General features: G+C 63.2%; 24 protein-coding genes. 12 read left to right on the top strand and 12 right to left on the bottom strand.

Translation table 11 applies throughout. The features are described from left to right. Positions 1-34: 34 nt before the first annotated feature. On the top strand, positions 35-643 hold the full coding sequence (locus V1288_RS30865) for an FMN-dependent NADH-azoreductase (RefSeq protein WP_334360615.1): 609 nt from the start codon (positions 35-37) through the stop codon (positions 641-643). Positions 644-1,030: 387 nt separating this feature from the next. Here V1288_RS30865 and V1288_RS30870 read toward each other — a convergent pair whose 3' ends face one another. After that, entirely contained in the window at positions 1,031-1,804 is a 774-nt protein-coding gene (locus tag V1288_RS30870; protein ID WP_334360616.1) for an SDR family oxidoreductase, read from the bottom strand. A gap of 166 nt (positions 1,805-1,970) precedes the next feature. Between V1288_RS30870 and V1288_RS30875 the strand changes: the two genes are divergently transcribed. Then, entirely contained in the window at positions 1,971-2,447 is a 477-nt protein-coding gene (locus V1288_RS30875; RefSeq protein ID WP_334360617.1) for a winged helix-turn-helix transcriptional regulator, read from the top strand. Between the two features lie 165 nt (positions 2,448-2,612). Here the strand turns inward: V1288_RS30875 and V1288_RS30880 are convergent, their stop codons facing one another. Next, a complete protein-coding gene (locus V1288_RS30880; RefSeq protein WP_334360618.1) occupies positions 2,613-2,855 on the bottom strand; it encodes a hypothetical protein in 243 nt (80 codons plus the stop codon). Between the two features lie 230 nt (positions 2,856-3,085). Between V1288_RS30880 and topA the strand changes: the two genes are divergently transcribed. From topA to rpmG, 6 genes are all read left to right on the top strand, one after another. Next, entirely contained in the window at positions 3,086-5,836 is a 2,751-nt protein-coding gene (topA, locus tag V1288_RS30885) for a type I DNA topoisomerase (RefSeq protein ID WP_334360619.1), read from the top strand. Further along, positions 5,837-8,167 (top strand): ribonuclease R, encoded by a 2,331-nt coding sequence (gene rnr, locus V1288_RS30890; protein WP_334360620.1) that lies wholly within the window; start codon positions 5,837-5,839, stop codon positions 8,165-8,167. Further along, a complete protein-coding gene (locus V1288_RS30895) occupies positions 8,155-8,595 on the top strand; it encodes a DUF983 domain-containing protein (RefSeq protein WP_334360621.1) in 441 nt (146 codons plus the stop codon). Before rnr ends, V1288_RS30895 begins: the two co-directional genes overlap by 13 nt. A 118-nt stretch (positions 8,596-8,713) precedes the next feature. Then, the gene (locus V1288_RS30900) at positions 8,714-9,451 is read left to right on the top strand and encodes an NUDIX hydrolase (protein ID WP_334360622.1); all 738 of its coding nucleotides are present in this window, start codon (positions 8,714-8,716) and stop codon (positions 9,449-9,451) included. Positions 9,452-9,610: 159 nt separating this feature from the next. Next, positions 9,611-10,936, top strand: a complete 1,326-nt coding sequence (locus tag V1288_RS30905; RefSeq protein ID WP_334360623.1) for an LLM class flavin-dependent oxidoreductase — start codon at positions 9,611-9,613, stop codon at positions 10,934-10,936. Positions 10,937-11,060: 124 nt separating this feature from the next. Continuing rightward, complete coding sequence (gene rpmG / locus V1288_RS30910; protein WP_027537094.1) at positions 11,061-11,228, top strand: 50S ribosomal protein L33; 168 nt, start codon at positions 11,061-11,063, stop codon at positions 11,226-11,228. A gap of 234 nt (positions 11,229-11,462) precedes the next feature. On the opposite strand, the gene V1288_RS30915 is transcribed toward rpmG, so the two are convergent. Beyond that, the gene (locus tag V1288_RS30915) at positions 11,463-12,695 is read right to left on the bottom strand and encodes an MFS transporter (RefSeq protein ID WP_334360624.1); all 1,233 of its coding nucleotides are present in this window, start codon (positions 12,693-12,695) and stop codon (positions 11,463-11,465) included. Positions 12,696-12,828: 133 nt separating this feature from the next. On the opposite strand from V1288_RS30915, the gene V1288_RS30920 reads away from it, so the two are divergent. After that, positions 12,829-13,443 carry a TetR/AcrR family transcriptional regulator gene (locus V1288_RS30920; protein WP_442893877.1) on the top strand — a complete coding sequence of 205 codons (615 nt, stop codon included), beginning with the start codon at positions 12,829-12,831 and terminating at the stop codon, positions 13,441-13,443. Between the two features lie 53 nt (positions 13,444-13,496). Here the strand turns inward: V1288_RS30920 and V1288_RS30925 are convergent, their stop codons facing one another. Together V1288_RS30925 and V1288_RS30930 are read right to left on the bottom strand one after the other, a co-directional pair. Beyond that, a complete protein-coding gene (locus tag V1288_RS30925; RefSeq protein WP_334360625.1) occupies positions 13,497-14,870 on the bottom strand; it encodes a PleD family two-component system response regulator in 1,374 nt (457 codons plus the stop codon). Positions 14,871-14,882: 12 nt separating this feature from the next. After that, entirely contained in the window at positions 14,883-15,248 is a 366-nt protein-coding gene (locus V1288_RS30930) for a response regulator (RefSeq protein ID WP_027538546.1), read from the bottom strand. Positions 15,249-15,510: 262 nt separating this feature from the next. Here V1288_RS30930 and V1288_RS30935 point away from each other — a divergent pair, with 262 nt between their 5' ends. Then, a complete protein-coding gene (locus V1288_RS30935; protein ID WP_334360626.1) occupies positions 15,511-17,082 on the top strand; it encodes a DNA polymerase IV in 1,572 nt (523 codons plus the stop codon). Between the two features lie 37 nt (positions 17,083-17,119). On the opposite strand, the gene V1288_RS30940 is transcribed toward V1288_RS30935, so the two are convergent. The 7 genes from V1288_RS30940 to V1288_RS30970 all read right to left on the bottom strand — a co-directional run bounded on the left by V1288_RS30940 (position 17,120) and on the right by V1288_RS30970 (position 24,182). Continuing rightward, positions 17,120-17,521, bottom strand: coding sequence for a RidA family protein (locus V1288_RS30940; RefSeq protein ID WP_334360627.1), 402 nt, complete (start codon positions 17,519-17,521; stop codon positions 17,120-17,122). Positions 17,522-17,615: 94 nt separating this feature from the next. Further along, positions 17,616-18,383, bottom strand: coding sequence for a slipin family protein (locus V1288_RS30945; protein ID WP_334360628.1), 768 nt, complete (start codon positions 18,381-18,383; stop codon positions 17,616-17,618). Then, positions 18,380-19,795, bottom strand: a complete 1,416-nt coding sequence (locus tag V1288_RS30950) for an NfeD family protein (protein ID WP_334360629.1) — start codon at positions 19,793-19,795, stop codon at positions 18,380-18,382. The genes V1288_RS30945 and V1288_RS30950 overlap by 4 nt, the downstream gene beginning before the upstream one ends. 93 nt (positions 19,796-19,888) lie before the next feature. Then, positions 19,889-20,989, bottom strand: a complete 1,101-nt coding sequence (locus V1288_RS30955; RefSeq protein WP_334360630.1) for a dihydrolipoamide acetyltransferase family protein — start codon at positions 20,987-20,989, stop codon at positions 19,889-19,891. Between the two features lie 19 nt (positions 20,990-21,008). After that, complete coding sequence (locus tag V1288_RS30960) at positions 21,009-21,989, bottom strand: alpha-ketoacid dehydrogenase subunit beta (RefSeq protein ID WP_334360631.1); 981 nt, start codon at positions 21,987-21,989, stop codon at positions 21,009-21,011. Next, positions 21,982-23,067 carry a pyruvate dehydrogenase (acetyl-transferring) E1 component subunit alpha gene (gene pdhA / locus V1288_RS30965; protein ID WP_442893996.1) on the bottom strand — a complete coding sequence of 362 codons (1,086 nt, stop codon included), beginning with the start codon at positions 23,065-23,067 and terminating at the stop codon, positions 21,982-21,984. Before pdhA ends, V1288_RS30960 begins: the two co-directional genes overlap by 8 nt. Before the next feature lie 230 nt (positions 23,068-23,297). Next, the gene (locus V1288_RS30970; protein WP_334360633.1) at positions 23,298-24,182 is read right to left on the bottom strand and encodes a cell envelope integrity EipB family protein; all 885 of its coding nucleotides are present in this window, start codon (positions 24,180-24,182) and stop codon (positions 23,298-23,300) included. 251 nt (positions 24,183-24,433) lie between these two features. Between V1288_RS30970 and V1288_RS30975 the strand changes: the two genes are divergently transcribed. Then, positions 24,434-24,901 carry a RidA family protein gene (locus tag V1288_RS30975; protein ID WP_334360634.1) on the top strand — a complete coding sequence of 156 codons (468 nt, stop codon included), beginning with the start codon at positions 24,434-24,436 and terminating at the stop codon, positions 24,899-24,901. Between the two features lie 14 nt (positions 24,902-24,915). Continuing rightward, a complete protein-coding gene (locus V1288_RS30980) occupies positions 24,916-25,668 on the top strand; it encodes a glycerophosphodiester phosphodiesterase family protein (protein WP_334360635.1) in 753 nt (250 codons plus the stop codon). Positions 25,669-25,697: the final 29 nt, after the last annotated feature.

Consider the following 25,697-nt stretch of genomic DNA (forward strand, 5'->3'; position numbering starts at 1 on the left):
AGTTACAAACCTATACCGAAGAGTGACATCAACCATGAAACTTCTGCACATCGACTCCAGCGTTCTCGGCCCCCACTCCGTCAGCCGCCAGGTTTCCGCGGCAATCGTCAACCGGCTGCGCCAATCCACCCCCGGCCTCGAAGTCAGCTACCGCGATCTCACGCTTTCGCCATTGGCGCATCTCACCGGCTTACACCTCGCCGCTGGCCAGGGTGGCGCCCCGGAAGCATCGCTGCGCGCGGATATCGCCGCCGGTCAGGCTGTGCTGGAAGAGTTTCTGGCCGCCGACGTCGTCGTGCTCGGCGCGCCGATGTACAATTTCACCATCCCAAGCCAGCTCAAGGCCTGGATCGACCGCATCCTGGTCGCGGGCAAGACGTTCAAATACTCAGCGCAAGGCGCCGAAGGTCTGGCCGGCAACAAGCGCGTCATCGTCGCGATCTCGCGCGGCGGCTTTTACGGCCCGGACACACCGGCCGCCGTCGGCGAGCACCTGGAAACCTATTTGCGCTGGGTGTTCGGCTTCATGGGAATCAAGAATCCGGAATTCATTTCCGCCGACGGTATCCAGGTCGGTCCCGAGCATCGCAAAAAAGCCGTGGCCGGCGCGCTGAAAGCCGCAGGCGATCTGAACGCCGCCTGAGTTGAGGCGACAGCGGCTGCTGTTACCAGGCCCGACGGCAGCCGCTTGCGCATGAACGCGAACAGCCAGGTCAGAAAATGCCGTGCATGCGGCAGATAACTATAACGAGGGAAATCAAAAGACCGACGCCGGAGAACAGCGCAATTGAAACGAACTGAGCCGTATCCGAGTCCCGGAAGGCGGATGAAGAGACGTCGACCCTTTTCGGCATGACTGCTCTCCGGTTCTTTGTTGGCAAGAACTCCTGCCCTCAAAATGTCCAGCAGCTACAGACCGGGTTCAATGCGCATTCTGGCTCAGCGCCAATCCGCCGCAGGGCGCCGAAGCCGGCCAGCGCCCGAGATCGATGTTATCATTCTGACGGCCGGTTCCGATGTTGGCCGAGCCTTAGCCCCGATAGATCGGCGCACCGCTCGGCGAAGCCGTGGCACCGCCATCGACGAACAATTCCTGGCCCTGGATATGCGCCGAATCGTCCGAGGCGAGGAACAGCACCGTCTTCGAGATATGGTCGGGTTCGCCCAAGCGGCCGAGCGGGGTCGAAAGCGCGATGCGCTTTTCAAAGGCCTTTTCGGCTTCCGGCGTGGCGATCGCCGGACCCCAGATCGGGGTGCGGATCGCGCCGGGCGCCACGACATTGACGCGGATGCCGCGCGGCGACAGTTCCGATGCCATGATCCGCGCCATGGCCCGTACGCCAGCCTTGGCCGCGCCATAGGCCGAATAGCCGGGGATGCCGAGCACGGAGATGACAGAGCCGTTGAGAATGATCGAGGCATTGTCATTGAGATGCGGCAGCGCCGATTGCACGGTAAAGAACACAGCGGTGAGGTTGGTACTGATGACCCTTTCAAAAGCCTCGCGCGCGGTGGCGCCAAGCGGCGTACCGCCTGCGATACCGGCATTGGCGAATACGATGTCGTATTTGCCGAACTTGGCGGCCCCCTTCCCGATCGCGGCTTCGGTGGCGGCAATGTCGGTGGCGTCGGCCGCCACCGCTAACGCGTTTGGACCCAGCTCCTTGGCGGCGGCATCGAGCGTCGCCTGATTTCGCCCCGTTATGACGACCCTGGCGCCTTCGGCCACGAACAGCCTTGCGGTCGCAAGCCCGATGCCGCTGTTGCCTCCGGTGATCAACGCCGTCTTGTTCGCGAGCCTCATGGCCGTCCCCAATGGTTGCATAATTAAACTAGATTGCCTACCTAGGGCATCTGGTTTAATATTGCAACTACACAAGGCCGTGATCGGTCTCAGCGCGTTTTCAAGCGAACTGGGGACCGGTTCGCGTGAAGAGCGCGTCAAACAAGGATTCGAACGGAGCCCCGTCATGGTGAAACGGACCAGCTTTGAGCACGACGTTTGCCCGATCGCGCGCTCGCTGGATGCGATTGGCGACTGGTGGTCGATGCTGATCATTCGCGAGGCGCTGCTCGGGGCCAGCCGCTTCGGCGAATTCCAGAAAGGACTGGGGCTGGCCAAGAACATTCTCACGGTGCGGCTGCGCGCGCTGATCGACCAGGGCATCCTGAAGACCGTGCCCGCCTCCGACGGCAGCGCGTATCAGGAATATGTACTGACGCCGAAGGGGCGCGGCGTCTTCCCGATCCTGGTCGCCTTGCGGCAATGGAGCGAGGCGTTCGACGAACGTCCGGAGGAGATCACCACTATCCTGGTCGACAAGGAAAAGGGCCGGCCGGTCCGCAAGCTCGAACTCTATTCGCAGGACGGACGGCTGTTGGGACCGGGAGATACGGCGTTAAAGCCGCGGACGGCCAGGAAGCAAGGCAAGCGCGTTACGGCGTAGCGCTCACCCGTCATCCCTGCGTAACGGCTAAGCCGTTATCGCTGGAGGTGCGAGCGGAGCGAGCCTCGAAGGATGAGCTACCCCACCCCAGCCGCGCCGTCGCCCTTCGAGACGCGCTGCGCGCTCCTCAGCGTGACGGGCTGACAGTGTGCGTCGCCGCGTCCCTTACGACAGCTTGTGCTTACTCCTTGTGCGCAGGCGCTCTTCCGCCTCGAGTTGCGCCATGCCGAGCAAATGGCTGAGCACTTCCAGCCGGTGGCGCTCCGCCAGCTTGACCAGTTCGGCAACGGTTTCCGCGATAAAGGCCACGGCCTCGTCGGGGCCGCCCTCCTCGCCTCGTTCATCGGTGGGCGACTTCCGATTTTTGCCTGAAGCTTTCCGCTTCCGGCCGCCTGCAGCCTTGCTCAAAAAATTTGCATCCTAACGACACAAAGTATTGCCCAGAAATAACCCCTTTGATGGCGCAACTCTAGGGCGTATTTCGCAACTCGATAGATATAAAGTCGCCCCCAAAGGTTCCCTGACGGCATTTGTAGATTTGACAGGGGCCGCCTCACCACCCATGTTCGGGTCCAATCGGTGGGCCGCGAGTCTCGCGGAACCCGCCTTTATCTTTTCCCGTAAGCCATTGGAATGACATGAATATCGTCATCGTGGAGTCGCCGGCGAAAGCCAAGACTATCAATAAGTATTTGGGCGCCTCCTACGAGGTTCTGGCCTCGTTCGGCCATGTCCGCGACCTCCCTGCCAAGAACGGATCGGTCGATCCGGACGCCAACTTTCAGATGATCTGGGAGGTCGACCCCAAGGCGGCCGGCCGGCTCAACGACATCGCCAAGGCGCTGAAGGGCGCGAGCCGCCTGATTCTGGCGACCGACCCTGATCGCGAGGGCGAAGCGATCTCCTGGCACGTGCTGGAGGTGATGAAGGAGAAGCGCGCGCTGAAAGATCAGAAGATCGAGCGCGTGGTGTTCAACGCCATCACCAAACAGGCGGTGACCGATGCGATGAAGGCGCCGCGGCAGATCGACGGTGCGCTGGTCGACGCCTATATGGCGCGCCGCGCGCTGGACTATCTGGTCGGCTTCACGCTCTCGCCGGTGCTGTGGCGCAAACTGCCGGGCGCGCGCTCGGCGGGCCGCGTGCAGTCGGTCGCGCTGCGGCTGGTCTGCGACCGCGAACTCGAAATCGAAAAATTCGTTCCCCGCGAATACTGGTCGCTGGTCGCGACGTTGACCACGCCGCGCGGCGACAGTTTCGAGGCGCGCCTCGTCGGCGCCGACGGCAAGAAGATCCAGCGTCTCGACATCGGCTCCGGCGCCGAAGCCGAAGACCTCAAGAATGCGATCGAAGCGGCGAACTTCACGGTTTCGACCGTCGAGGCAAAGCCCGCGCGCCGCAATCCGCAGGCGCCCTTCACCACCTCGACGCTGCAGCAGGAAGCCAGCCGCAAGCTTGGCTTTGCGCCGGCACACACCATGCGGATCGCGCAGCGGCTCTATGAGGGCATCGACATCGGCGGTGAGACCACCGGCCTCATCACCTATATGCGAACCGACGGCGTGCAGATCGACGGTTCCGCGATCACGCAGGCACGCAAGGTGATTGGCGAGGATTATGGCAACGCCTATGTGCCTGACGCGCCGCGCCAGTACCAGACCAAGGCCAAGAACGCGCAGGAAGCGCATGAAGCGATCCGCCCGACCGATCTGTCGCGCCGACCCGCCGAGATGCGCCGGCGCCTCGATACCGATCAGGCCAAGCTTTATGAGCTGATATGGATCCGCACCATCGCGAGCCAGATGGAATCGGCAGAACTCGAACGCACCACCGTGGATATCGCGGCGAAAGCCGGCTCCCGTGTGCTGGAACTGCGTGCTAGCGGCCAGGTCATCAAGTTCGACGGCTTCCTCGCGCTCTACCAGGAGGGCAAGGACGACGACGGCGATGACGAGGATTCCCGCCGCCTCCCCGCCATGAGCCAGGGCGAAGCCTTGAAGCGGCAGAACCTCGCCGTCACCCAGCACTTCACCGAACCGCCGCCGCGCTTCTCTGAAGCCTCGCTGGTGAAGCGGATGGAAGAACTCGGCATCGGCCGTCCCTCGACCTATGCCTCGATCCTGCAGGTCCTGAAGGACCGGGGCTATGTCAAGCTCGAGAAGAAGCGGCTGCATGGCGAGGACAAGGGCCGCGTCGTGGTCGCGTTCCTGGAAAATTTCTTCGCACGCTATGTGGAGTATGACTTCACCGCGGCGCTGGAAGAACAGCTCGACCGCATTTCCAATAACGAGATTTCCTGGCAGCAGGTGCTGAAGGAATTCTGGATCGGCTTCATCGGCGCGGTCAACGACATCAAGGATCTCCGCGTCGCCGAAGTGCTGGACGCCCTCGATGACATGCTGGGACCGCACATCTACCCCGCCCGCGCCGATGGCGGCGACATCAGGCAGTGCCCGACCTGCGGCACCGGCAGGCTCAATTTGAAGGCCGGCAAGTTCGGCGCCTTCGTCGGCTGCTCGAACTATCCGGAATGCCGCTACACCCGGCCGTTGGCCGCCGACTCTGAGGCAAGCGCCGATCGCGTTCTCGGCAAGGACCCGGAGACCGATCTCGACGTGACGGTGAAGGCCGGACGCTTCGGCCCTTACATCCAACTCGGCGAACAGAAAGACTATGCCGAGGGCGAAAAGCCGCGGCGCGCCGGCATCCCGAAGAATATGTCGCCCGGCGACATGGAACTCGATCTGGCCCTGAAGCTATTGTCGCTGCCGCGTGAAATCGGAAAACATCCGGAAACCGGCGAGCCGATCACCGCCGGCATCGGCCGCTTTGGCCCGTTCGTGCGTCACGAAAAGACCTATGCGAGTCTGGAAGCCGGCGACGAGGTGTTCGATATCGGGCTCAATCGCGCAGTGACGCTGATCGCCGAGAAGATCGCCAAGGGACCGAGCGGCCGCCGCTTTGGCGCCGACCCGGGCAAGCCGCTGGGCGAGCATCCGAGCCTCGGCGGCGTTGCTGTCAAGAACGGACGCTATGGCGCCTACGTCACCGCCGGCGGCGTCAACGCGACGATCCCGAGCGACAAGACGCCCGAGACGATCACGCTCGCCGAGGCGATCGCGCTGATCGATGAGCGCGCCGCCAAGGGCGGCGGCAAGCCGAAGCGCGGCGCCAAGAAGGCTGCGCCAAAGAAAGCTGCCGCGAAAACTGCCGTTTCCGATGCGCCAAAGCCTGCCAAGAAGACGGCAGCGAAGAAAGCAGTAGTGAAGCCGAAATCGGAAGCCGTCAGCAAGGCGCGCGCTCCGGTCGCATCCGCCGCCAAGACATCGGCGGCGAAGCCTGCACCCAAGACGCCTGCGAAAAAGAGCGCGGGCAAGGTCCGGGGATAAGTGAAGAGAAAAAGCGACAATGGTTTTCCAAGCCGGGACGCCATCGTCGCCTTCATCCGTGCGAATCCGGGCAAGATCGGGACGCGTGAAATCGCCCGCGAGTTCGGCCTGAAGAATGCCGACCGCGCCGAGCTGAAGCGCATCCTGCGCGAACTCGCCGACGAAGGCGCCGTAACCAAGCGCGGGCGGAAAATCCACGAGACCGCTCTCCTGCCTCCAACCGTGATCGCCGACATCACCGGCCGCGATACCGACGGTGAATTGCTCGCCGCTCCCACCGAATGGGACACCGAGGAAAACGGTCCCGCGCCGAAGATCCGCATCCACGTCCCGCGCCGTCTGCAACCGGGCACCGCTGCGGGTGTCGGCGACCGAGCCCTGTTGCGGATCGAAAAGGCTGATGATGGGGAAGTCGCCCCCTATCGCGGGCGCATCATCAAAATCATCGATCAGGCCCGCACGCGCCAGCTCGGCATCTTCCGCAACCTGCCTGGCGGCGGCGGCCGGCTCGTTCCTGTCGACAAGAAGCAGGCCGGACGCGAATTGAACATCGCGCCATCGGATACCGGCGGCGCCGAGGATGGCGACCTCGTCAGCGTCGATCTCGTTCGCGGGCGCGGCTACGGGCTCGCCTCCGGCAAGGTGAAGGAGCGGCTGGGCTCGCTGTCGAGCGAAAAGGCGATCAGCCTGATCGCGATCCACGCCCACGAAATCCCGCAAGTCTTCTCGCCGTCCGCGTTGCGCGAGGCCGAGGCCGCCGAGCCTGCGACGCTGAAAGGCCGCGAGGACTGGCGCGAGCTGCCGCTCGTCACCATCGATCCACCCGACGCGAAAGATCATGACGACGCGGTGCATGCCGCGCCCGATCCCGATCCGAACAACAAGGGCGGCTACATTGTCCATGTCGCGATCGCCGACGTCGCCTTCTATGTGCGGCCCGGCTCGGCGCTCGATCGAGATGCGCTGACACGCGGCAACTCGGTGTACTTCCCCGATCGCGTGGTGCCGATGCTGCCCGAGCGCATCTCCAACAACCTCTGCTCGCTGGTGCCGGGCGAAGCGCGCGGCGCGCTCGCCGTGCGGATGGTGATCGGCCCCGACGGCCGCAAGCGCTCGCACGGCTTTCATCGCGTGCTGATGCGCTCGGCCGCCAAGCTGCATTACGCGCAGGCACAGGCTGCGATCGACGGGCGCCCAGACGATACCACTGGGCCGCTGCTGGAGCCGATCCTCAAACCGCTCTACACCGCCTATGCGCTGGTGAAGCTTGCACGTGACGAGCGCGATCCGCTCGATCTTGATCTGCCCGAGCGCAAGATCCTGCTGAAGCCCGACGGCACCGTCGACCGCGTCATCGTGCCGGAGCGTCTCGACGCGCACCGGCTGATCGAGGAGTTCATGATCCTCGCCAACGTCGCCGCCGCCGAAATGCTTGAAAAGAAGGCGTTGCCGCTTATCTATCGGGTGCATGACGAGCCGACCCAGGAGAAGGTTCATAATCTCCAGGAATTCCTGAAAACCCTCGACCTGCCATTCGCGAAAACGGGCGCGTTGCGCCCTGCCCTGTTCAATCGCGTGCTCGGCCAGGTTCGCGGCGAGGATTACGAACCACTGGTCAACGAGGTGGTGCTACGCTCTCAGGCGCAGGCGGAATATTCGGCGGAGAACTACGGCCATTTCGGCCTCAACTTGCGGCGCTACGCGCATTTCACCTCGCCGATCAGGCGATACGCGGATTTGATCGTGCATCGCGCGCTGATCCGCGCGCTCGGTCTCGGCGAAGGCGCATTGCCGGAGATCGAGACGCTGGAAACCTTAAGCGAAGTCGCGGCGCAGATTTCGGTGACCGAACGCCGTGCCATGAAGGCGGAGCGCGAGACCGCCGATCGCCTGATCGCGCATTTCCTCGCCGACCGCATCGGCGCAAGTTTTCAGGGTCGTATTTCCGGCGTGACCCGCGCCGGGCTGTTTGTGAAGCTTTCGGATACCGGCGCCGACGGGCTGATCCCGATCCGCACGCTCGGCACCGAGTACTACAACTACGACGAAACGCGTCACGCGCTCGTCGGCTCACGCAGCGGTGCCATGCACCGGCTGGGTGACGTTGTCGACGTGCGTCTGGTAGAAGCAGCACCGGTGGCTGGTGCGCTGCGGTTCGAGTTGTTGTCGGAAGGTCAGGTCATTCCGCGCGGCAGAAAACGCGACGGTTCGAAGGCGTCGAAATCGCATCCGGGCCGCAGCCCACGCGAAAAAGTTCGCAAGGCCCACAAGGGCAAGTCCGGTAAAGCCAAGCCCGGCAAGTCGAAGAAAGGCAAGTCATGGAAACGGTGAACACTGCGACGACAGTCTGGACCCGGGACGCCGTGCAGGCCGAGAAGCGCGACCTCTGGAGTGCGATGAAGCGCGGCTTCCGCTGCCGTTGCCCGCGCTGCGGCGAGGGCAAGATGTTTCGCGCCTTCCTCAAGACCGCCGATAATTGCTCGGCCTGCGGCCTCGACTTCACCCCGCATCGCGCCGACGATTTGCCGGCCTATCTCGTGATCGTCGTCGTCGGCCATATCGTGGTGCCGGCGGCTTTGTGGATCGAAACCAATTTCTCGCCGGCCGTATGGCTGCAACTGGCGATCTACCTGCCGGTGACATTCCTTTTATCGCTGTTGCTGTTGCAGCCGATCAAGGGCGCGGTGGTCGGCATCCAGTGGGCGCTCCGCATGCACGGCTTTGACGAGAATGGCCCTGGCGACATTCCACCGGTCTAGAGCTTCGGTTCTGATTGAATCAGAACCGAAGCTCTAGATTCTGACGCGTTTTCTTTACGCGAACCGGTATCCACTTAGCTAAACCGGGAGCAACAAGAGCACCAAAAATGGGGATGGGATGAACGACGTCGCGACTGCCGTACAAGAAGGAAAAGAAGCCGATCACCATCCCTATTTCCGGCCCAAGGATGCAGCCACGCTGATCCTGATCGATCGCGCCGGCGACAAGCCGAAGGTTTTGGTCGGCAAGCGCCACGACAAGGTGGTGTTCATGCCGGGCAAATATGTTTTCCCCGGCGGCCGCGTCGACAAGTCGGACAACCGCATTCCCGTTGCCGCTCCGATTTCCGCCGAGCTCGAAGCCAACCTGCTCAAGGGCAGCCCGAAGATCGCGCCTTCGCGGGCGCGGGCGCTTGCGGTCGCCGCGATCCGCGAGGCCTGCGAGGAGACCGGTCTCTGCCTCGGATGCAAGGTCGACAAGCCCGTGAAGCTCGACGGCGCCTGGAAGCCGTTCGCGGAAGCAGGCCTGCTGCCCGATCCGTCCGGCCTGTTTCTGGTCGCCCGCGCCATCACCCCGCCCGGCCGCGTCCGCCGTTTCGATACGCGCTTCTTCACCGCGGATGCTTCCGCCATTGCCCATCGCGTCGAAGGCGTGATCCATGCCGATGCCGAACTGGTCGAACTGGTGTGGGTCGAGATCGGCTCGCAGCCGCTCGCCGACGCGCATGCCATGACCAAGAACGTGCTCGCCGAACTCGACCGCCGCCTCGCCACCGGTCCGCTGTGCCATGACGCACCGGTGCCGTTCTTCCATTTCTACGGCGGCAAGATGCAGAAGGACGTGCTGGGGGCGTAAGGCCCTCCCGTCATTCCAGGCTCGACGCTGCGCGTCGCCCCGGAATGACGATGTCGATGGAGCACGCAAAAACAAAATATTCTTCTGCGCGCCCCTAATGGCGCAACCCTCGCCCGTGCCTATCTCTTCCCCAACAATAACCAGCACGGAAACGGCGCGATGACAAAGCGGCAACTCAAGCTCGGCGCGTTCATGCGGCCGGTCTCCATTCACACCGGCGCGTGGCGCTATCCCGGTGCCTGGCCGGATGCCAACTTCAATTTCCCGCGCATCAGACAATTGATCCAGAAGCTCGAGGCCGGCAAGTTCGATGCCTTCTTCATGGCCGATCACCTCGCCGTGCTGAACATGCCGGTCAATGCGCTCAAGCGCAGCCACACGGTGACCTCGTTCGAGCCGTTCACGCTATTGTCGGCGTTGGCCGGCGCCACTGAACATATCGGCCTGATCGCGACGGGATCGACGACGTTCGACGAGCCCTATCATGTTGCCCGGCGTTTTGCCTCGCTCGACCACATCTCGGGCGGGCGTGCGGGCTGGAATATCGTCACCACCTCCAATCCGGACGCTGCGCTCAATTTCGGGCTCGACGACCACATGGAGCACGCCGAGCGCTACAAGCGGGCGCGCGAGTTCTACGACGTGGTTACGGGTTTGTGGGACTCCTTCGCCGACGACGCCTTCGTGCGTGACGTCGAACAAGGCCTTTATTTCGACCCCGCGAAAATGCACGTGCTCGATCACAAGGGAAAATATCTGTCCGTGCGCGGGCCGCTCAACATCGCCCGCCCCGTGCAGGGCTGGCCGCTGATCGTGCAGGCCGGCGCGTCGGAAGACGGCAAGCAGCTCGCGGCCGAGACCGCGGAAGCCGTGTTCACCGGCGGCGGCAGCCTTGCCGACGGACAAAAGCTTTATGCCGACATCAAGAGCCGCATGGAGAAGATCGGCCGCAACCCCGAACACCTGAAGATCCTGCCCGGCGCCTTCGTCGTGGTCGGCGACAGCGTCGAGGAAGCCAAGGAGAAACGGGCAAAGCTCGACAGCATGGTGCATTACGACAGCGCCATCGCCTCGCTCTCGGTGCAGCTCGGCACCGACGCCTCCGGCTTCGATCCCGACGGGCAGTTGCCGCCGATCCCTGAAACCAATGCCTCCAAGAGCGGCCGCCAGCGCCTCGTCGACGCTGCCGCGCGCGACAAGCTCACGGTGCGCCAGCTCGCCCAGCGCGTCGGCGGCTATGGCGGACTGTCCTTTGTCGGTACGCCGCAGACGATCGCCGACCAGATGGAGGAATGGCTGACCGGCCGCGGCAGCGACGGCTTCAACATCATGTTCCCGTTCCTCCCCGCGGGGCTGGACGATTTCGTCGACAAGGTGGTGCCGGAACTGCAGAGGCGGGGGATTTTCCGGAAAGAGTATGAGGGCAAGACGCTGCGAGAGAATTTGGGGCTGCCGAGGCCGAAAAACCGGTTCTTTGAAGGTTAATTGCCCTGCTTCAAGCGGGTTTTTGCCCCGAAAACCTTGACTTTGGGCGATCAGAAGCTAGGTTGCGCGCAAATGCAGGCCGATTTGGCCGGCGCCCGATATCCCCCTATTTGAGGTTCTGAACATGGCCAAAGCGGTCACCATCAAGGTCAAGCTCGTTTCCACGGCGGATACCGGCTTCTATTACGTCGCCAAGAAGAACTCGCGCACCATGACCGACAAGCTGGTCAAGAAGAAGTACGACCCGGTCGCGCGCAAGCACGTCGAGTTCAAGGAATCGAAGATCAAATAAGGTTCGGCTTGTTGCCGATGGATCAAACGGGGCCTTGTGGCCCCGTTTTTATTTGCGCCCGACATGGCCGCTCCACGCATAAGTGTCATCGCCGGCTTGATCAATCCGCCGAGTATTCCAGAGCCGGTGGTTATCAATCGAGAAGCCGCGGCGTACTGGATCACCCGCCGGAGCCTTTCATCGGGCGGCGCGAATGCGCCGACCCGGTGGCGGGTGATGACGGCTATCGACGCCCTACGCCGTCTGCATCTGCGGCGGCTGACTCGGCCGAATCAGCGCGAAGGCGACCTGGATGATGCCGCCCGCCAGCCCGAGAGCTACGCCGATCCGCCACGCCATGGTGTAGGAGCCAAGCGCGTCATAGAGCACCCCGCCCCCGAAGGCGCCGAGGAAGCTGCCGACCTGGTGGCTCATGAAGGCGAGCCCCTGGATCATCGCCTGCCATTTCAGGCCGAACATCTCGGCGACTGCGCCCGCGACCAGCGGGCCGACACCCATCCACAGAAAGCCCATGATGGCGCCGAACAGCAGCGTGGTCGCCGCCGTCGGCGGCAGCGTGAAATACCAGGCGAGCGCGATGGAGCGGAAGATGTAGATGCCGCCGAGCAGCGCCAGCTTGTTCCAGCGCTCGCCGGCCCAGCCGAAGAAGATGCTGCCGAGCACGTTGAAGCCGCCGATCATGCCAAGCGTCTGCGCGCTCAGCATCGGGTCCATCCCGCAGATCGCCAGATAAGACGGCAGATGCGTGGTGAGAAAGACGAGCTGCATGCCGCAGACGAAATAGGCGCCGGTCATCACCACGAAAGAGGCGTTGGAGAACGCGATCTTGGTCGCGACGCTGGCCGAAGAGTTGCCGATCTCGTCATCGGCGGGCTTGGGCAGCGGAATCTTGTCTACCCTGCCCGCGTACCAGGCCGCGGGAATCATCAGGAGCGACAGCACCACGAAGCCTGCAAGGCCCATCCGCCATCCATAACCTTCGTTGAGCATCTGCCCGATCGGCGCCGACAATAGCGCACCGAGCGACCCCGCACCCGACACCAGGCCGAGCACCGTCGAGCGCACCGACGCCGGCACCGCGCGGGCCGCGACCGACATCGCAATCGCCGCCGCGGTGCAGGCCAGCGACATGCCGATCAAAACGCCGCCGCCGATCATGACGCTGAGAAAACCATTGGCACCCGCCATGAAGGCAAGGCCGGCGACATAGAGCAGAGCGCCCGCCACCATGATGGTGCGAAAACCGTAGCGCACCGTCAGCGCGCCGGCGAACGGCTGCAAAAATCCCCAGGCGAGATTTTGCACCGCGAGCGCCAGCGTGAAATCCGAGACCGAAATCCGGATGTCCTGCGTCAGCGGTTGCATGAATAGGCCGAGCGATTGCCGCAGGCCCATGCTGAGCGTGAGCATGATGGACGCGCCGATCAGGATGGGCAGCGTCGGACGCAGGATTTGCAGCAGGGCCATTGTTTTTATTCTCCCCAAGGGGCGCGATTCGAATGCCGCATCCTGCAACTGATATCTGAAATGGGTACACAGACCTGTGTAACTAGGCTATAAGGGGATGCTGCTGTCAAGCCAAGGTGACCCGCGCATTCGCATGGCTACCCTGCCCGCCAAACCTGACATGAAGGACCGGATTCTCGAGACCGCGGATAGGCTGTTCTATCTGCAGGGAATTCGCGCGGTCGGCGTCGACACCATCGCCGCCGAGATCGGCATCAGCAAGCGCACGCTGTACAATCACTTTCCATCCAAGAACGCGCTGATCTCAGCCTACCTGGCTCGCCGCTTCGTGGCCCCGCGGCCTTCCGACAAGTCGCCGGTCGAGCAGATTCTCGGCACCTTCGATTCGCTGGAGCGGCGTTTTTCGGCAAAAGATTTTCGCGGCTGTCCGTTCGTCAATGCGGTTGCCGAACTCGGCGAAGACCGGACGGTCCGGAAGGTTGCGGTCGCATTCAAGGAAAGCCGCCGCCTCTGGTTTCGCGACCTGCTGGTGCAGCTCGGCGTCGCAGAAGCAGAAGCGCTCGCAACCCAGCTCGCTCTGCTGGTCGATGGTTCGATCGCGCAGGACCTCGTCCGCAATGATCCGGCGATGGCGCGGGCGGCAAAGGAAGCGGCCACGGTGTTGCTGAGGAATGCGGGGGTGAAGGTGGGTGGCGGTCCTGCGAATAAACGCACGGCAAAAAAACGGCAGTCAAAAACTGCTTCTTGAGGCTTTCTCCGTCGTCGTCCCTGCGAACGCAGTGCGTTCGCAGGGACGACAGTTTAGGCCGCCGTGGAAACCACCCTGTTGCGTCCGTCATGCTTCGCCCGATAGAGCGCCATGTCGGCGCGCTTGAGCACGTCGGCGACCGACTCGCCCTTGTGGTCCAGCGTCGCCAGCCCGATCGAGATCGTGACATCGATGCGCTTGGTGCCCTTGTTGACGGCAAAGGTTTCGCCGGCGATCGAGCGGCGCAGGCGCTCGGCGACCATGCCGGCCACCGTCAGGTCGGTCTCCGGCATCACAATGACGAACTCCTCGCCGCCATAGCGGCAGGCGAGATCGATGCCGCGGATCGATTTGCGGATGCGCACGGCGAATTCGCGCAGCACGTCGTCGCCGGCATCATGGCCGTAGGTGTCGTTGATGGACTTGAAGAAGTCGATGTCGAGGATCATCAGCGCCAGCGGCTTGCCGCGGCTCGAGGCCTGCTCGGCGAGCGTCGAGAGATGGCTTTCCATGTAGCGGCGGTTATGCAGGCCGGTGAGCGCGTCGGTGATCGCCATTTCGATCGAATTCTGCACGTTGTCACGCAGATGGTCGGTGTAGCGCCGCTTGCGGATCTGGGTGCGCGCCCGCGCCAGCAATTCGTTCTTGTCGACGGGGCGCAATAGATAATCGTTGACGCCGATTTCGAGCCCGCGCAGCAGCCGCGCGTTGTTGTCGGCATCGGAGATGGCGAGGATCGGCAACTGGCGGGTGCGCTCCAGCGAGCGCGCCTGGCTGCACAGCCGCAGGCCGTCGTAATTTTCGAGGCTGAGCGAAACGATCAGCAAATCGTAATTGCCCTCGGCGGCGTGAAACAGTGCCTCCGCCGGATTGGTCTCGACGTCGATGGTATGCTCGGCGGAAAGGATCGGCGCCAGCCGATCGTAGGATGACGGCCGGTCGTCGACAAGCAGGATCCGCCCGCCGACGCCCTTGTCGGCGATCGCGCTACGCTCGGGCGCTTCCATGCCGATCTCGAGCGAGGTGATGGCGCGCATGCGCAGCTCATCGGTCATCATCTTCAGCCGCGTCAGCGAGCGAACGCGCGCGATCAGCACGACGTCGGACACAGGCTTGGTGAGAAAATCATCGGCGCCGGCTTCCAGCCCGCGAACGCGATCGGACGGGCTGTCCAGCGCGGTGACGATCACGACGGGAATGAAATGGGTGGCCGGATTGGACTTCAGCCGGCGGCAGACCTCGAAACCGTCCATGTCGGGCATCATGACATCGAGCAGGATGATGTCGCATTCGGAGCGCGAACACATATCGAGCGCCTCGACGCCGTTGGAAGCCGTCAGCACGTCGAAATATTCGGCCGACAGACGAGCTTCCAGCAGCTTGACGTTCGCGGGAACGTCATCGACGACAAGGATACGCGCAGACATCGAAACTCACTCCTACCCGATAAAACGCCGCACGGTTTCGATAAATTTGCCGACGGAAATTGGTTTGGACAAATACGCCTCGCAGCCGCCCTCGCGGATACGCTCTTCGTCGCCCTTCATCGCAAAGGCGGTGACGGCAACCACCGGAATGGCGCGCAGCTCCGGATCGTCCTTGATCCAGCGCGTCACTTCGAGGCCGGACACTTGCGGAAGCTGGATATCCATCAGGATCAGATCGGGGCGCAGCTTGCGGACGAGATCGAGAGCCTCGAAACCGTTGCTGGTGCCGGAGGTCTGATAGCCATGCGCTTCCAACAGATCGCGAAAGAGCTTCATGTTGAGCTCGTTGTCCTCCACGATCAGGACGGTTTTTGCCATCCCGTCCCTCCCCTCATCCCAGGAAACAGATCCGGCCTCTCAGTACGCTTGTGTACCGCCGCCGGGCTGTCGAAAAGTGAATTCAAACTAGCGTCAGATTTCGCTCTAAGCCGTTAAATCGATGCGCCAACTTTTGCGGAGTGGTTTCCACTTGCTTGAACATACTCCGCAGACTCGGGCATGATGGTTCCAAACTAGACACCATAAGTTAACGGAAAGGCAAACCCATCTTTTGAAAAAGCCTGTTCACAACCCTCGCGAAGTGGCTGAAATCGTTGCAGTTCAAGCGCTGAGTTTCATTGCCGGCGATCCTGAAAGACTCGGCCTGTTCCTGGCCGAAAGCGGCATCGGTCCGGAGACACTGCGCACCGCCGCGGCCGACCCCCAATTTCTGGCTTCGGTGCTCGATTTTGTCATGCGAGACGATGCAACCGTGAAGGCGTTTGCGAGCGCTTCGCAACTACACCCGACCAACATTGCCGCCGCCCGCCAGGTGCTCGGCGATCCGCAGTGGGGAGCGCGACGTGCCGTGAGCGCGCCTGCGCCAGGCTTAGATGGTCCGCGCGCTTTCTGCCGGGATTGCCTCGGTGACCTCGATATCAAGGCCAGGCGGTGCGGCGAATGCGGTTCCCCGCGCCTCGTCCGGCACCACGCCCTGCCTTCGCTGACGCTGGCGCATATCGACTGCGACGCGTTCTACGCCACCGTCGAGAAGCGCGACAATCCGGAACTCGCCGACAGGCCCGTGATCATCGGCGGCGGCAAGCGCGGTGTGGTATCGGCCGCCTGCTACGTCTCGCGAACCTATGGCGTGCGCTCGGCAATGCCGATGTTCAAGGCGCTGGAGCTCTGCCCGCAGGCAGCCGTGATTCCACCCGACATGGCCAAATATGTCCGCGTCGGCCGTGAGGTACGCCACGCCATGCAGACGCTGACGCCGCTAGTGGAACCGCTGTCGATCGACGAGGCGTTCCTGGATCTTTCCGGCACACAGCGCGTCCACGGCATGATCCCGGCAAAAGTGCTGGCGCGCTTTGCCCGCGACGTCGAGCGCGACATCGGCATCACAGTGTCCGTCGGCCTGTCCTCCAACAAGTTCCTGGCCAAGATCGCCTCCGATCTCGACAAGCCGCGCGGCTTTGCCGCCCTCGACCAGGTTGAGGCGCGCGAGATGCTCGCGGACAAGCCGGTCGGCTTCATCTACGGCGTCGGCCCCGCGACCCAGGAAAAGCTGCTGCAGAGGGGTTTTCGCACCATTTCAGACCTGCAGCGCGCCGACGAGGTCGAGTTGATGAAGCAGTTCGGCGGCGAAGGCCGCCGGCTGTGGCGGCTGGCGCGCGGCATCGACGAGCGCAGCGTGGTGGCGGATCGCGGCGCCAAGACGATATCGAGCGAAACCACGTTCGAAACCGACATCCGGGATTTCGCCACGCTGGAACGGCTGTTGTGGCGGCTCTCGGAGAAGGTGTCGTCGCGGCTGAAGAACGGCAATCTCGCAGGCCTCACCATCACGCTGAAGCTGAAGACCGCCGATTTCAGGCAGCGCACGCGCTCGCAATCGATTCAGTCGCCGACCCAGCTCGCCGCGAAGATTTTTGCGGTGTCGCGCGAAATGCTGGCAAGGGAGATCGACGGCACCGCCTTCCGCCTGATGGGCACCGGCGTCAGCGCGCTGCGCGAGGGATCACAGGCCGACGACAGCGACATGCTCGACCGCCGCTCCGCCCATGCCGAGCGCGCGATGGATGATCTCAGGAAGAAATTCGGCAATGCCGCTGTCATCAGAGGCATCGCGTACAGGGGGCCGGCGAAGGTAGACGACGAGGAGGAGTAGACCGCTCTCACCCCTCCCGCAGCTACACGCGAAGACGTCAATCGACGACGGCCACGGCCTCAATCTCGATCAGCCATTCAGGCGCCGCAAGCGCCGTTACACCGACGAGCGTGCTCGCCGGCGGCTCCATGCCTTCAAAGAACGCCGAGCGCGCCTTGCCGATGATCGGACGGAGCTCCGGCTTGTAGCCGACGACGAAGGTGGTGATCTTCACGATATTGGCGTAACTCGCACCGGCGGCTTTCAGCGCCAGGCCAATATTGTGCATCACTTGCGTCGTCTGCGCGGCCAGATCACCTTCACCGACCACCCGTCCCTCCTCGTCGGTAGATACCTGTCCCGCGAGATAGATCGTGCGCGCACCCGAAGCGACGACGACGTGGGAGTAAGCCGGATTGTGGTGAAGTCCGCTTGGCCGAAGCTGTTCGAGCTTGCTCATGTTTGCGTCTCCCTGACGTTCATGGTTGGGGCTGAAGCCTATCCGGGTCCGGCGCTCTCGACCAGACTGGTCCTCGCAGGATGCTCAGCTCGTCCTAGGGCGTTGCTTCGCTCCGCCGTCCGGGCAGATGGCCGAGCAAATCCATCGGTAGCGGAAAGACCACGGTTGAGGATCGCTCGCCCGCAATGTCATGCAGCGCCGCGAAGTAGCGCAACTGCATCGCCTGCGGCTCCCGCGCAAGCGTTCGGCCGGCCTCGACGAGCTTCTCGGCGGCTTGCTGCTCGCCCATCGCATTGATCACTTTGGCGCGCCGCAGCCGCTCCGCCTCGGCCTGCTTGGCGATCGCGCGCACCATGGTTTCGTTGAGATCGATATCCTTGATCTCGATAGTGGTGACCTTGATGCCCCAGACGTCGGTTTGCTGATCGAGAATTTCCTGAATGTCGGAATTGAGCCGGTCCCGTTCGGCGAGCATCTCGTCCAGTTCGTGCTTGCCGAGCACCGAGCGCAGCGTGGTCTGCGCCAGTTGGCTGGTTGCGGCCATGAAATCGCCGACCTTGATGATGGCGCGCTCGGGATCGACGATACGGAAGTAGAGGACGGCGTTGACCTTGACCGGGACGTTGTCGCGCGAAATCACGTCCTGCGGCGGCACGACCTGCACCATCACCCTGAGATCGGCCTTCACCATCTGTTGCACGACCGGAATCAGGATGATCAATCCCGGGCCCTTCACGCCGGTGAAGCGGCCGAGCGTAAACACGACGCCGCGCTCGTATTCGCGCAGGATGCGAATGGCCGAGAACAGAAATATGATCGCGACCAGCGCGAGTATCCCATAGGTCAAATATTCAAGCATCATGACGTACCTCCCTGGCGGGCGGTCAGCACCGGCCGGCGCCGTACCACCAACGTCAAATCGACCACGTTGGCCACCTCGACCACCTCTCCGGGCTTGAAGGCTTCGGTGCCGCGCGCCTGCCAGCGCTCACCCTGGGTGAAGACGTGGCCTTCGCGCTCGGACCAGTCGAGGATTTCGGCAGGCAGGCCGCGCATGGCTTGCGCGCCGAGCCGTGCCGGGCCTCTTCGGGCACGTAGAAGCGAACCGAGGACAACCAGGATCAGGCCGATGAAGATTGCCGCCGCGATGCCGATCACCGACCATGACAGTCGGAATCCGGGCGCTTCGAACTCGAACAGCATCACTGCTCCGAGCACGAATGCGATGATCCCGCCGAGACCGAGAACCACGGTCGGGTTGAAGGCTTCGATGACCAGAAGCGTGATCCCGAACAGCATCAGGCCGAGGCCCGCATAGTTGATGGGCAGCATGTTGAGCGCATAAAGGCCCAACAGCAGACAGATCGTGCCGATCACCCCGGGCGCGACCGCACCGGGCGACGAAAGTTCGAAAATCAGGCCGTAGATGCCGACCAGCATGAGAATGAAGGCGACGTTGGGATCGGTGATCACCCTCAGCATTCCTGAGACCCATCCGGGATCGATTGCTTCACGCGCGGCGTCGCTGGTCGCCAGATGCCGTGTATCGCCACCCGCAACTTCGACCGCGCGACCATCGATTTGCCTGAGCAGTTCGGCCTGGTCGCCTGCGACGAGGTCGATGACGTTCGCCTGCAATGCGGCATTGGCGGACAGGCTGGCGGCCTCCCGCACCGCCTTCTCCGCCCAATCGGCATTGCGGCCGCGCAACTCTGCAAGACTGCGGATCAGGGCCACGGCATCGTTTGTCGCCTTCGCCATCATGGCATCCTTCGTCTTCGGCTGCTGGTCGCCGCCGTCCTTCTTGTCCTTCCTGTCTTTGTCGCCCTTGTCAGGCGTAGCGTCCGGCAGACCCGGCAGCGGGCCGCCAATCTGCACCGGCGTCGCCGCTCCGATATTGGTGCCCGGCGCCATGGCCGCGATATGCGTGGCGTAGAGGATATAGGTTCCGGCGCTGGCCGCATGGGCTCCGGAGGGCGCAACGTAACCGACGATGGGGATGCGCGACCCCAGCACGTCTGCGATAATCTCGCGCATGCTGGTTGCGAGACCGCCCGGTGTATTCATGCGCAGGACGACGACCTCGGCATGCCGCTCGCTTGCCTTGGTCAGAGCGTCTTTCACGTAACGGACCGTTGCCGGCCCGATCGCTCCGTCGACCGAGACGGTCAGCACAAGCTTGCTGTTGGCCTCTCCCGCCGACGCGGCAAGGGGTGAGACACCCAAAGCTACCGCTGCAGCGGCCGCAACAAGAGTCGCCCGTACAGTCTGCACAGCCAGGACTCCCTTATCGAGATGACATGGGGTTCCCTCGTCGAATCTCAATATGGCCGCGATTGGCTGCCCGCGACCTTTCCCCAATCTATCTTACGAAGCCTGCTCAAGATCCGACTTGAGCGCCATCAGGAAGCGAGCGGCCTCGCCGCCTGTCACGACGCGATGGTCGAAGGTGAGCGACAACGGCAGCACGCGCCTCACCGCTGGCCGGCCCAGATGCGCGACCACCCTTTGGGCAATGCGGCCGGCGCCTATGATCGCCACTTGCGGCGGGACCACGATCAGGTTGGCGAACCGGCCTCCGATCATGCCGAAGTTCGACAGCGTAATCGTCGCGCCGCGCAGTTCGCCCGGAGGTATTGAGCGCGCGACTGCGTCGGCGCGCATTCGGTCGAGCCCGGTTCGCAAATCCGATGCGTCGCGCTCTGCGACGTTGCGCAACACTGGAACGATCAATCCACCCCCGGTATCAACTGCGATGCCGAGGTCGATGCGCTCGATCAGACGCCGTTCGCCAGCGCCGGAATTGTACCAGGCATTGAGCGAAGGCTCTGCCTTGCAGGCGACGGCGATCGCGCGCGCCAGGCGGATGGTCGCGTCCTCGCCCTTTCGCCAATCGTCGATATCGGCGTCATCGGTGACGCTGGCCGGGACGATCTCGGCATTCGCCGCCGTCATGCGCTGAGCCATCGCGCGCCGCAAACCGCGCAAGGGTTCGGCAGGTCCGGTATGGGACAAGCCCTTGGCAGCCCGTTCCACATCCGCACGGGTGATGGTGCCGCCGGGCCCTGTGGCTTCGACCATATCTAGGTCGACATCGAGCTTGCTGGCGAGCGCACGGACCGCCGGAAACACCTGGGCTTTCTGTCCAGCCGCCGGCCGAGAAGATATTGCCGCTGCCGGCGGCTGCTCGCCGGTGCCGAGTTCCCCGACAATTGCGCCAGCGTCTTGCCCGGGGCCTTCGGCAAACTCGACGAGCGGCGCGCCTACCTTCACCACATCTCCCTTGGCGCCAAACAGATGCAGGATGCGTCCGCTCGACGGTGACGGCACCTCGACGACGGCCTTGTCCGTCTCGACGGAAACCAGCGGCTGATCGGTAACAATGTTATCGCCTTCGTTGACATACCAGTTCACGATCTCCGCCTCTTCGAGGCCCTCTCCCAGATCCGGCAAGACGAACTGGCGCATGGGACAAGTCCGCTGAAAATCAACTGAACTGGCAGGCTTTGCGCGCGGCCGTGACGATACGATCGACCGATGGCATCATGTGCTGTTCGAGCCGCGCCATCGGGATGACCGTGTCGTAGCCGGTGACGCGAGCCACAGGTGCGAGCAGAGAGGTCAGACTGCGTTCGGCGATCAGCGCAGCGATCTCGGCTCCGAATCCGCCAGTGCGCGTCGCCTCATGTACGATGACGCAGCGCCCGGTCTTTGTGACCGAACCGAGCACCGTGACTTCATCGTAAGGCTTGAGCGTAGCGAGATCGACAACCTCGGCGGCGATGCCGTCAACGGCGAGCGCGTCGGCAGCCGCCATGGTTTCCTTCAGCATCGCACCCCAGCTGATCAGTGTGACGTCGCGGCCTTCCCGCAGGACAAAGGCGACATCCAGCGGCAGGGCTTCACCGTTGTCCTCCACCTCGCCTTTCGCCGCGCGGTAGATGCGGGTCGGCTCGAGAAACACCACCGGATCAGGATCGCGGATCGCGGCGAGCAGCAATCGGTAAGCGCGTTCTGGCGACGATGGAATGACAACGCGCAAGCCGGGGATATGGGCGAGCATCGCCTCGGTACTTTCAGAATGATGCTCGGGGGCGCGAATGCCGGCGCCATGCGGCGTGCGCAGCACCATTGGACAGGTGAGCCGTCCCTGGGTGCGGTTGCGGATTCGGGAGGCATGGTTCACCAATTGATCGATGCAGGGATACAGAAATCCCATAAATTGGATCTCGCCGACGGGCCTCAATCCCTGCGCCGCCATGCCGACGCAGAGTCCGCTGATCAGGAGTTCGGCAAGAGGCGTATCGAGGACGCGCTCCGGGCCGAAACGCGCTTGTAGCCCGGCGGTCGCGCGGAAGACGCCGCCATTAATGCCGACATCTTCGCCAAGCACGACCACATCAGGATCGTCCTCCATCGCGCGGGCGAGCGCCAGATTGACCGCTTCGACCAGCGTCATCTCAGACATCGCCCTCTCCCGCGAGTTCGCGCCGCTGCGCGGCATAGGCCTCGGGCAGCCTGGCATAGAGATGATCGAACATAGTTTCGGGGCGGCGTTGCTCCGTTGCCAGGTAGCGCTCGACCGCCGCCTCGACGCGCGCATGGCACTCCGCGGCAAGCGCTTCCTCCTCCGCCTTGCTCCACATTTTCTGGCCGACGAGATAGTTCCTGAGGCGCGCAATCGGCTCTTCTTTCCAACGGGTCTGAACTTCGTCAGCCGAACGATATCGTGACGCGTCGTCAGAAGTTGTGTGATCGCCCAGCCGGTAGGTGACGGCCTCGACGAAGCGTGGCCCCTGGCCGTCGCGGGCTGCGACAATGGCGTCTTCAGCCGCGGCGCGCACCGCCACCACGTCGCTGCCATCCACCTGCTCGCCGATGAACCCGGCGGCGATGGCCTTCTGCGCCAGTGTTTCGCAGCCAGTTTGCAGTCGTAACGGTACCGAAATAGCCCATTGATTGTTGGTGACGACGAACACGACCGGCAATCTGTGCACGCCGGCAAAATTCATCGCTTCGTAGACGTCGCCCTTCGAGGTGGCGCCATCGCCGAACATGCATACGGCGACGCGCGGTTCCCTGCGCAGCTTGAAGGCGTAGGCAACACCAGCGGCATGCGGCGCCTGCGATCCCACGGGAACGCAAAACGGGAAATCCTCGACCGGCCCGGAGAAGTGATTGCCGCGTTCGTCGCCGCCCCAGAACAGCAGAATCTCCTCCAGTTTGACACCGCGCCAGATCAGGGCGCCATTGTCCCGGTAGGAGGGCAGCAGGACGTCTTCCCCTCGCATCGCGCTGGCTATGCCAACTGAGACCGCCTCCTGGCCGAGCGAAACGGCATAGGTCCCAAGCCGGCCGGTACGCTGCAATGCGACGGCCTTTCGGTCAAAGATGCGCAGCAACACCATCGCTCGATAGAGCGCGGTGAGAAGGCTGGCATCGGAGGCGAATGCAGGGAGCGGCCGGTTGATCGAACCGTCTGGCGCGAGGTAATTGCGGTGACGCACTTCAAAGCGCGCGATCACCGGGAGCCCTGCGTCTGCCATTTTTTTACTGGCCACGTCCTCGCTCCCAGAGCGATTCTGCATCCCACAGTTCATAATTGGTGCTGGGCCGGCGCAATACAAGATGGGTGCGCCCAATCGCATCGCCATTGCTGCACCGCGGGCTCGCGGGATCAGCCTTCACCATCGTGGAAACGGCGCCACGTCAGCGGTATATCAAGGCACGGCAAACGGTCAGGTTGTCGTTGTCACAACTCGCCGTTGGAGGCGGTTCACCGGGTCGACGGTGCCGTCTTACACGGCTTGGAATCCCTGACATCGAACCGGCCCATCGCGCCCGCAATCACGAAGTCGTTGTAGTCGAGCACCAGCGCGCGGGAGACGCCGTTCTCGAACAGCTCGAACGACATCGCGTAAACCGGCGTCTGCTCGCCTTCGTTGGTCTTGGCATCGCGATCGTAATAGCTCACGGTCACGGGCCAACGGGTCAGCGTCTTCATCTGGTCGTTGGCGGTCGAGGGATCGGGAGACGCGATGCTGCGGCTACCCGGGATCGGCTGCCCGATCACCGACAGCGTGTTGTAGACCTTCTCGCCATTGTCGGAGCCGTCATAGACCATCAGTTCCAGCACCGATTTGCCCTCGCGCGCGGCGGCGATGATGTGCTGGATCTGCTCGGTCGGGAACACGACCTTGCCGTCGAGTTCGAACGTCTTCGCAACCGGCTGCTTCAGTTTGACCGTGATGCGGTCACCGACCCGTTCAGCCACGCCGTCGATTGGAGCGGAATCGGCATCGTTCATCCGGGTGTCGATCTTGAAACGGTAGCTCTTGCCGGCAGCGTCTTCCCAGGAGTGCGAGCGAAGATCGCTCAGCGTCAGCTTGCCCTCGCCGCTGTCGAGTTCGGACACCTGGCGGAATTCGGACGTGTAGCCCTCGCAGGCGCTGCCCGAAAAATTGTAGAGGATGCGCCCGCGCGCCCCTGATATCGCGTTGGTCCCGCGCGACTTGACGAGCTTCAATTCATAGAGCGCCTGATGGGCCAGAAACGGCCCGCCGGCGCCCGCCAGCGCCGGTCCGCTGGCGAAGCCGGAGATCAGGGTTGCGGCAGCAGAGAACGCCAAAGCGCGGACCGGAATCGGGAACGAGCTAGCCATGTCCAGTTTTATCCTCGAAGGAGATTCGCTTACATTAGTGATGGCTCCATTGCGTCGCAACTAGGGCGACGCCTGGGAAACGCACGAATTTGACGCCGGAAGCCTTGCTTTTCGGCAATTTTACAGGCGATTTTCGCTGACCGCACCCGTGCGCCACCGATCCACCCTCGCTTGCAACCGGCGGCGCGATGCGCGAAACAGTGCGGCCTGATCTCGGATCAGGAAAGTCAAATCAATCGGGGAAGAAAAACATGGCGGGTACGGTCGAACAGAAGCTGGCGGCGCAAGGCATCGTCCTGAACGAGCCGCGCACCCCAATGGCGAATTACGTCGGCTTCGTGCGTACCGGCAATTTGCTGTTCGTCTCCGGCCAGGTTTGTGCCGATGCGGAAGGCAAGCTGATCGCCAAGGGTAAGTTAGGCGCCGGCGTCACCATCGAACAGGGCTACGCGGCGGCGCAAGGCTGCGGCGTCAACCTGCTGGCGCAGGTCAAGGCCGCGCTCGGCGATCTCGACAAGGTGGTCCGCGTGGTCAGGCTCGGCGGCTTCATCAATTCCGCGCCTGATTTCCTCGACGGGCCCAAAGTGCTCAACGGCACCTCCGACCTGATGGTCACCGCCTTCGGCGACAAGGGCCGGCATGCCCGCACCACCGTCGGCGTCGCTTCGCTACCCTCGGATGCCGCCGTCGAGGTCGACGCCATCTTCGAGGTGTCCTGAGCGGAGTACCCCTCATGCGCGCGCCGGACTGGCTGACGGCACGGCCGGTCGCCCATCGCGGCCTGCATGATATTGCCCGCGGCATCGTCGAAAACATGCCGGCGGCCGCGCAGGCGGCCGTCGACGGCAATTTCGCTATCGAATGCGACATCCAGCTTTCGTCGGATGGCGAGGCGATGGTGCATCACGACAACACGCTCGGCCGCCTCACCGAAGGTTCCGGCGCCTTGCTCGGCAAGACCGCAGCCGAACTCAAGGCGGTTCAGTTCAAGAACACGCCAGAGCGGATGATGACGCTCGGCGATCTCTGTGCGCTCGTTGCCGGCCGTGTGCCGCTGGTGATCGAGGTCAAAAGCCATTTCAATGGCGACCGCCGGCTGGTGAAGCGGATGGCTGACGTGCTGGCCTCGTATGACGGCCCGGCCGTCGGCATGTCGTTCGATCCGGATCAGGTGGTGGCGCTGCGTGAACTGATCCCGGGCCGCGCCCGCGGCATCGTGGCCGAGCACGAATATACCGCCGAAGAGTGGCCGGAAGCGTCCGCGGAGCAGCGCCGCGGCATGACGCATCTGCGCCATGCCTTCCACACCCGGCCGCATTTCGTTGCCTATTGGGTGGATGAGCTGCCGGCGGCCGCGCCGTGGATCGCCCGCAATATTTTCGGTCTGCCGCTGTTGAGTTGGACCGTGCGCACGCCGGAGCAGCGCGCCCGCGCCGCGCGCACTGCCGACCAGATGATCTTCGAGGGGTTCCTGCCGGGAACCTGATGCGCAGCCACCCACCTTGAACTCGTCCG

Origin of the sequence: Bradyrhizobium sp. AZCC 2176, from assembly GCF_036924645.1 — a bacterium.
Taxonomy (GTDB): domain Bacteria; phylum Pseudomonadota; class Alphaproteobacteria; order Rhizobiales; family Xanthobacteraceae; genus Bradyrhizobium.

Bases quoted from the DNA above. Each gene is read 5' to 3' on its own strand.
- topA (WP_334360619.1), top strand. From the start codon at position 3,086: ATGAATATCGTCATCGTGGAGTCGCCGGCGAAAGCCAAGACTATCAAT.
- V1288_RS30900 (WP_334360622.1), top strand. From the start codon at position 8,714: ATGAACGACGTCGCGACTGCCGTACAAGAAGGAAAAGAAGCCGATCAC.
- V1288_RS30945 (WP_334360628.1), bottom strand. From the start codon at position 18,383: ATGATGCTTGAATATTTGACCTATGGGATACTCGCGCTGGTCGCGATC.
- V1288_RS30955 (WP_334360630.1), bottom strand. From the start codon at position 20,989: ATGCGCCAGTTCGTCTTGCCGGATCTGGGAGAGGGCCTCGAAGAGGCG.
- V1288_RS30980 (WP_334360635.1), top strand. From the start codon at position 24,916: ATGCGCGCGCCGGACTGGCTGACGGCACGGCCGGTCGCCCATCGCGGC.
- V1288_RS30970 (WP_334360633.1), bottom strand. From the start codon at position 24,182: ATGGCTAGCTCGTTCCCGATTCCGGTCCGCGCTTTGGCGTTCTCTGCT.
- V1288_RS30925 (WP_334360625.1), bottom strand. From the start codon at position 14,870: ATGTCTGCGCGTATCCTTGTCGTCGATGACGTTCCCGCGAACGTCAAG.
- V1288_RS30960 (WP_334360631.1), bottom strand. From the start codon at position 21,989: ATGTCTGAGATGACGCTGGTCGAAGCGGTCAATCTGGCGCTCGCCCGC.
- V1288_RS30875 (WP_334360617.1), top strand. From the start codon at position 1,971: ATGGTGAAACGGACCAGCTTTGAGCACGACGTTTGCCCGATCGCGCGC.
- pdhA (WP_442893996.1), bottom strand. From the start codon at position 23,067: ATGGCAGACGCAGGGCTCCCGGTGATCGCGCGCTTTGAAGTGCGTCAC.
- V1288_RS30865 (WP_334360615.1), top strand. From the start codon at position 35: ATGAAACTTCTGCACATCGACTCCAGCGTTCTCGGCCCCCACTCCGTC.
- V1288_RS30930 (WP_027538546.1), bottom strand. From the start codon at position 15,248: ATGGCAAAAACCGTCCTGATCGTGGAGGACAACGAGCTCAACATGAAG.
- V1288_RS30940 (WP_334360627.1), bottom strand. From the start codon at position 17,521: ATGAGCAAGCTCGAACAGCTTCGGCCAAGCGGACTTCACCACAATCCG.
- V1288_RS30895 (WP_334360621.1), top strand. From the start codon at position 8,155: ATGGAAACGGTGAACACTGCGACGACAGTCTGGACCCGGGACGCCGTG.
- V1288_RS30920 (WP_442893877.1), top strand. From the start codon at position 12,829: ATGGCTACCCTGCCCGCCAAACCTGACATGAAGGACCGGATTCTCGAG.
- V1288_RS30905 (WP_334360623.1), top strand. From the start codon at position 9,611: ATGACAAAGCGGCAACTCAAGCTCGGCGCGTTCATGCGGCCGGTCTCC.
- V1288_RS30870 (WP_334360616.1), bottom strand. From the start codon at position 1,804: ATGAGGCTCGCGAACAAGACGGCGTTGATCACCGGAGGCAACAGCGGC.
- V1288_RS30915 (WP_334360624.1), bottom strand. From the start codon at position 12,695: ATGGCCCTGCTGCAAATCCTGCGTCCGACGCTGCCCATCCTGATCGGC.
- rpmG (WP_027537094.1), top strand. From the start codon at position 11,061: ATGGCCAAAGCGGTCACCATCAAGGTCAAGCTCGTTTCCACGGCGGAT.
- V1288_RS30975 (WP_334360634.1), top strand. From the start codon at position 24,434: ATGGCGGGTACGGTCGAACAGAAGCTGGCGGCGCAAGGCATCGTCCTG.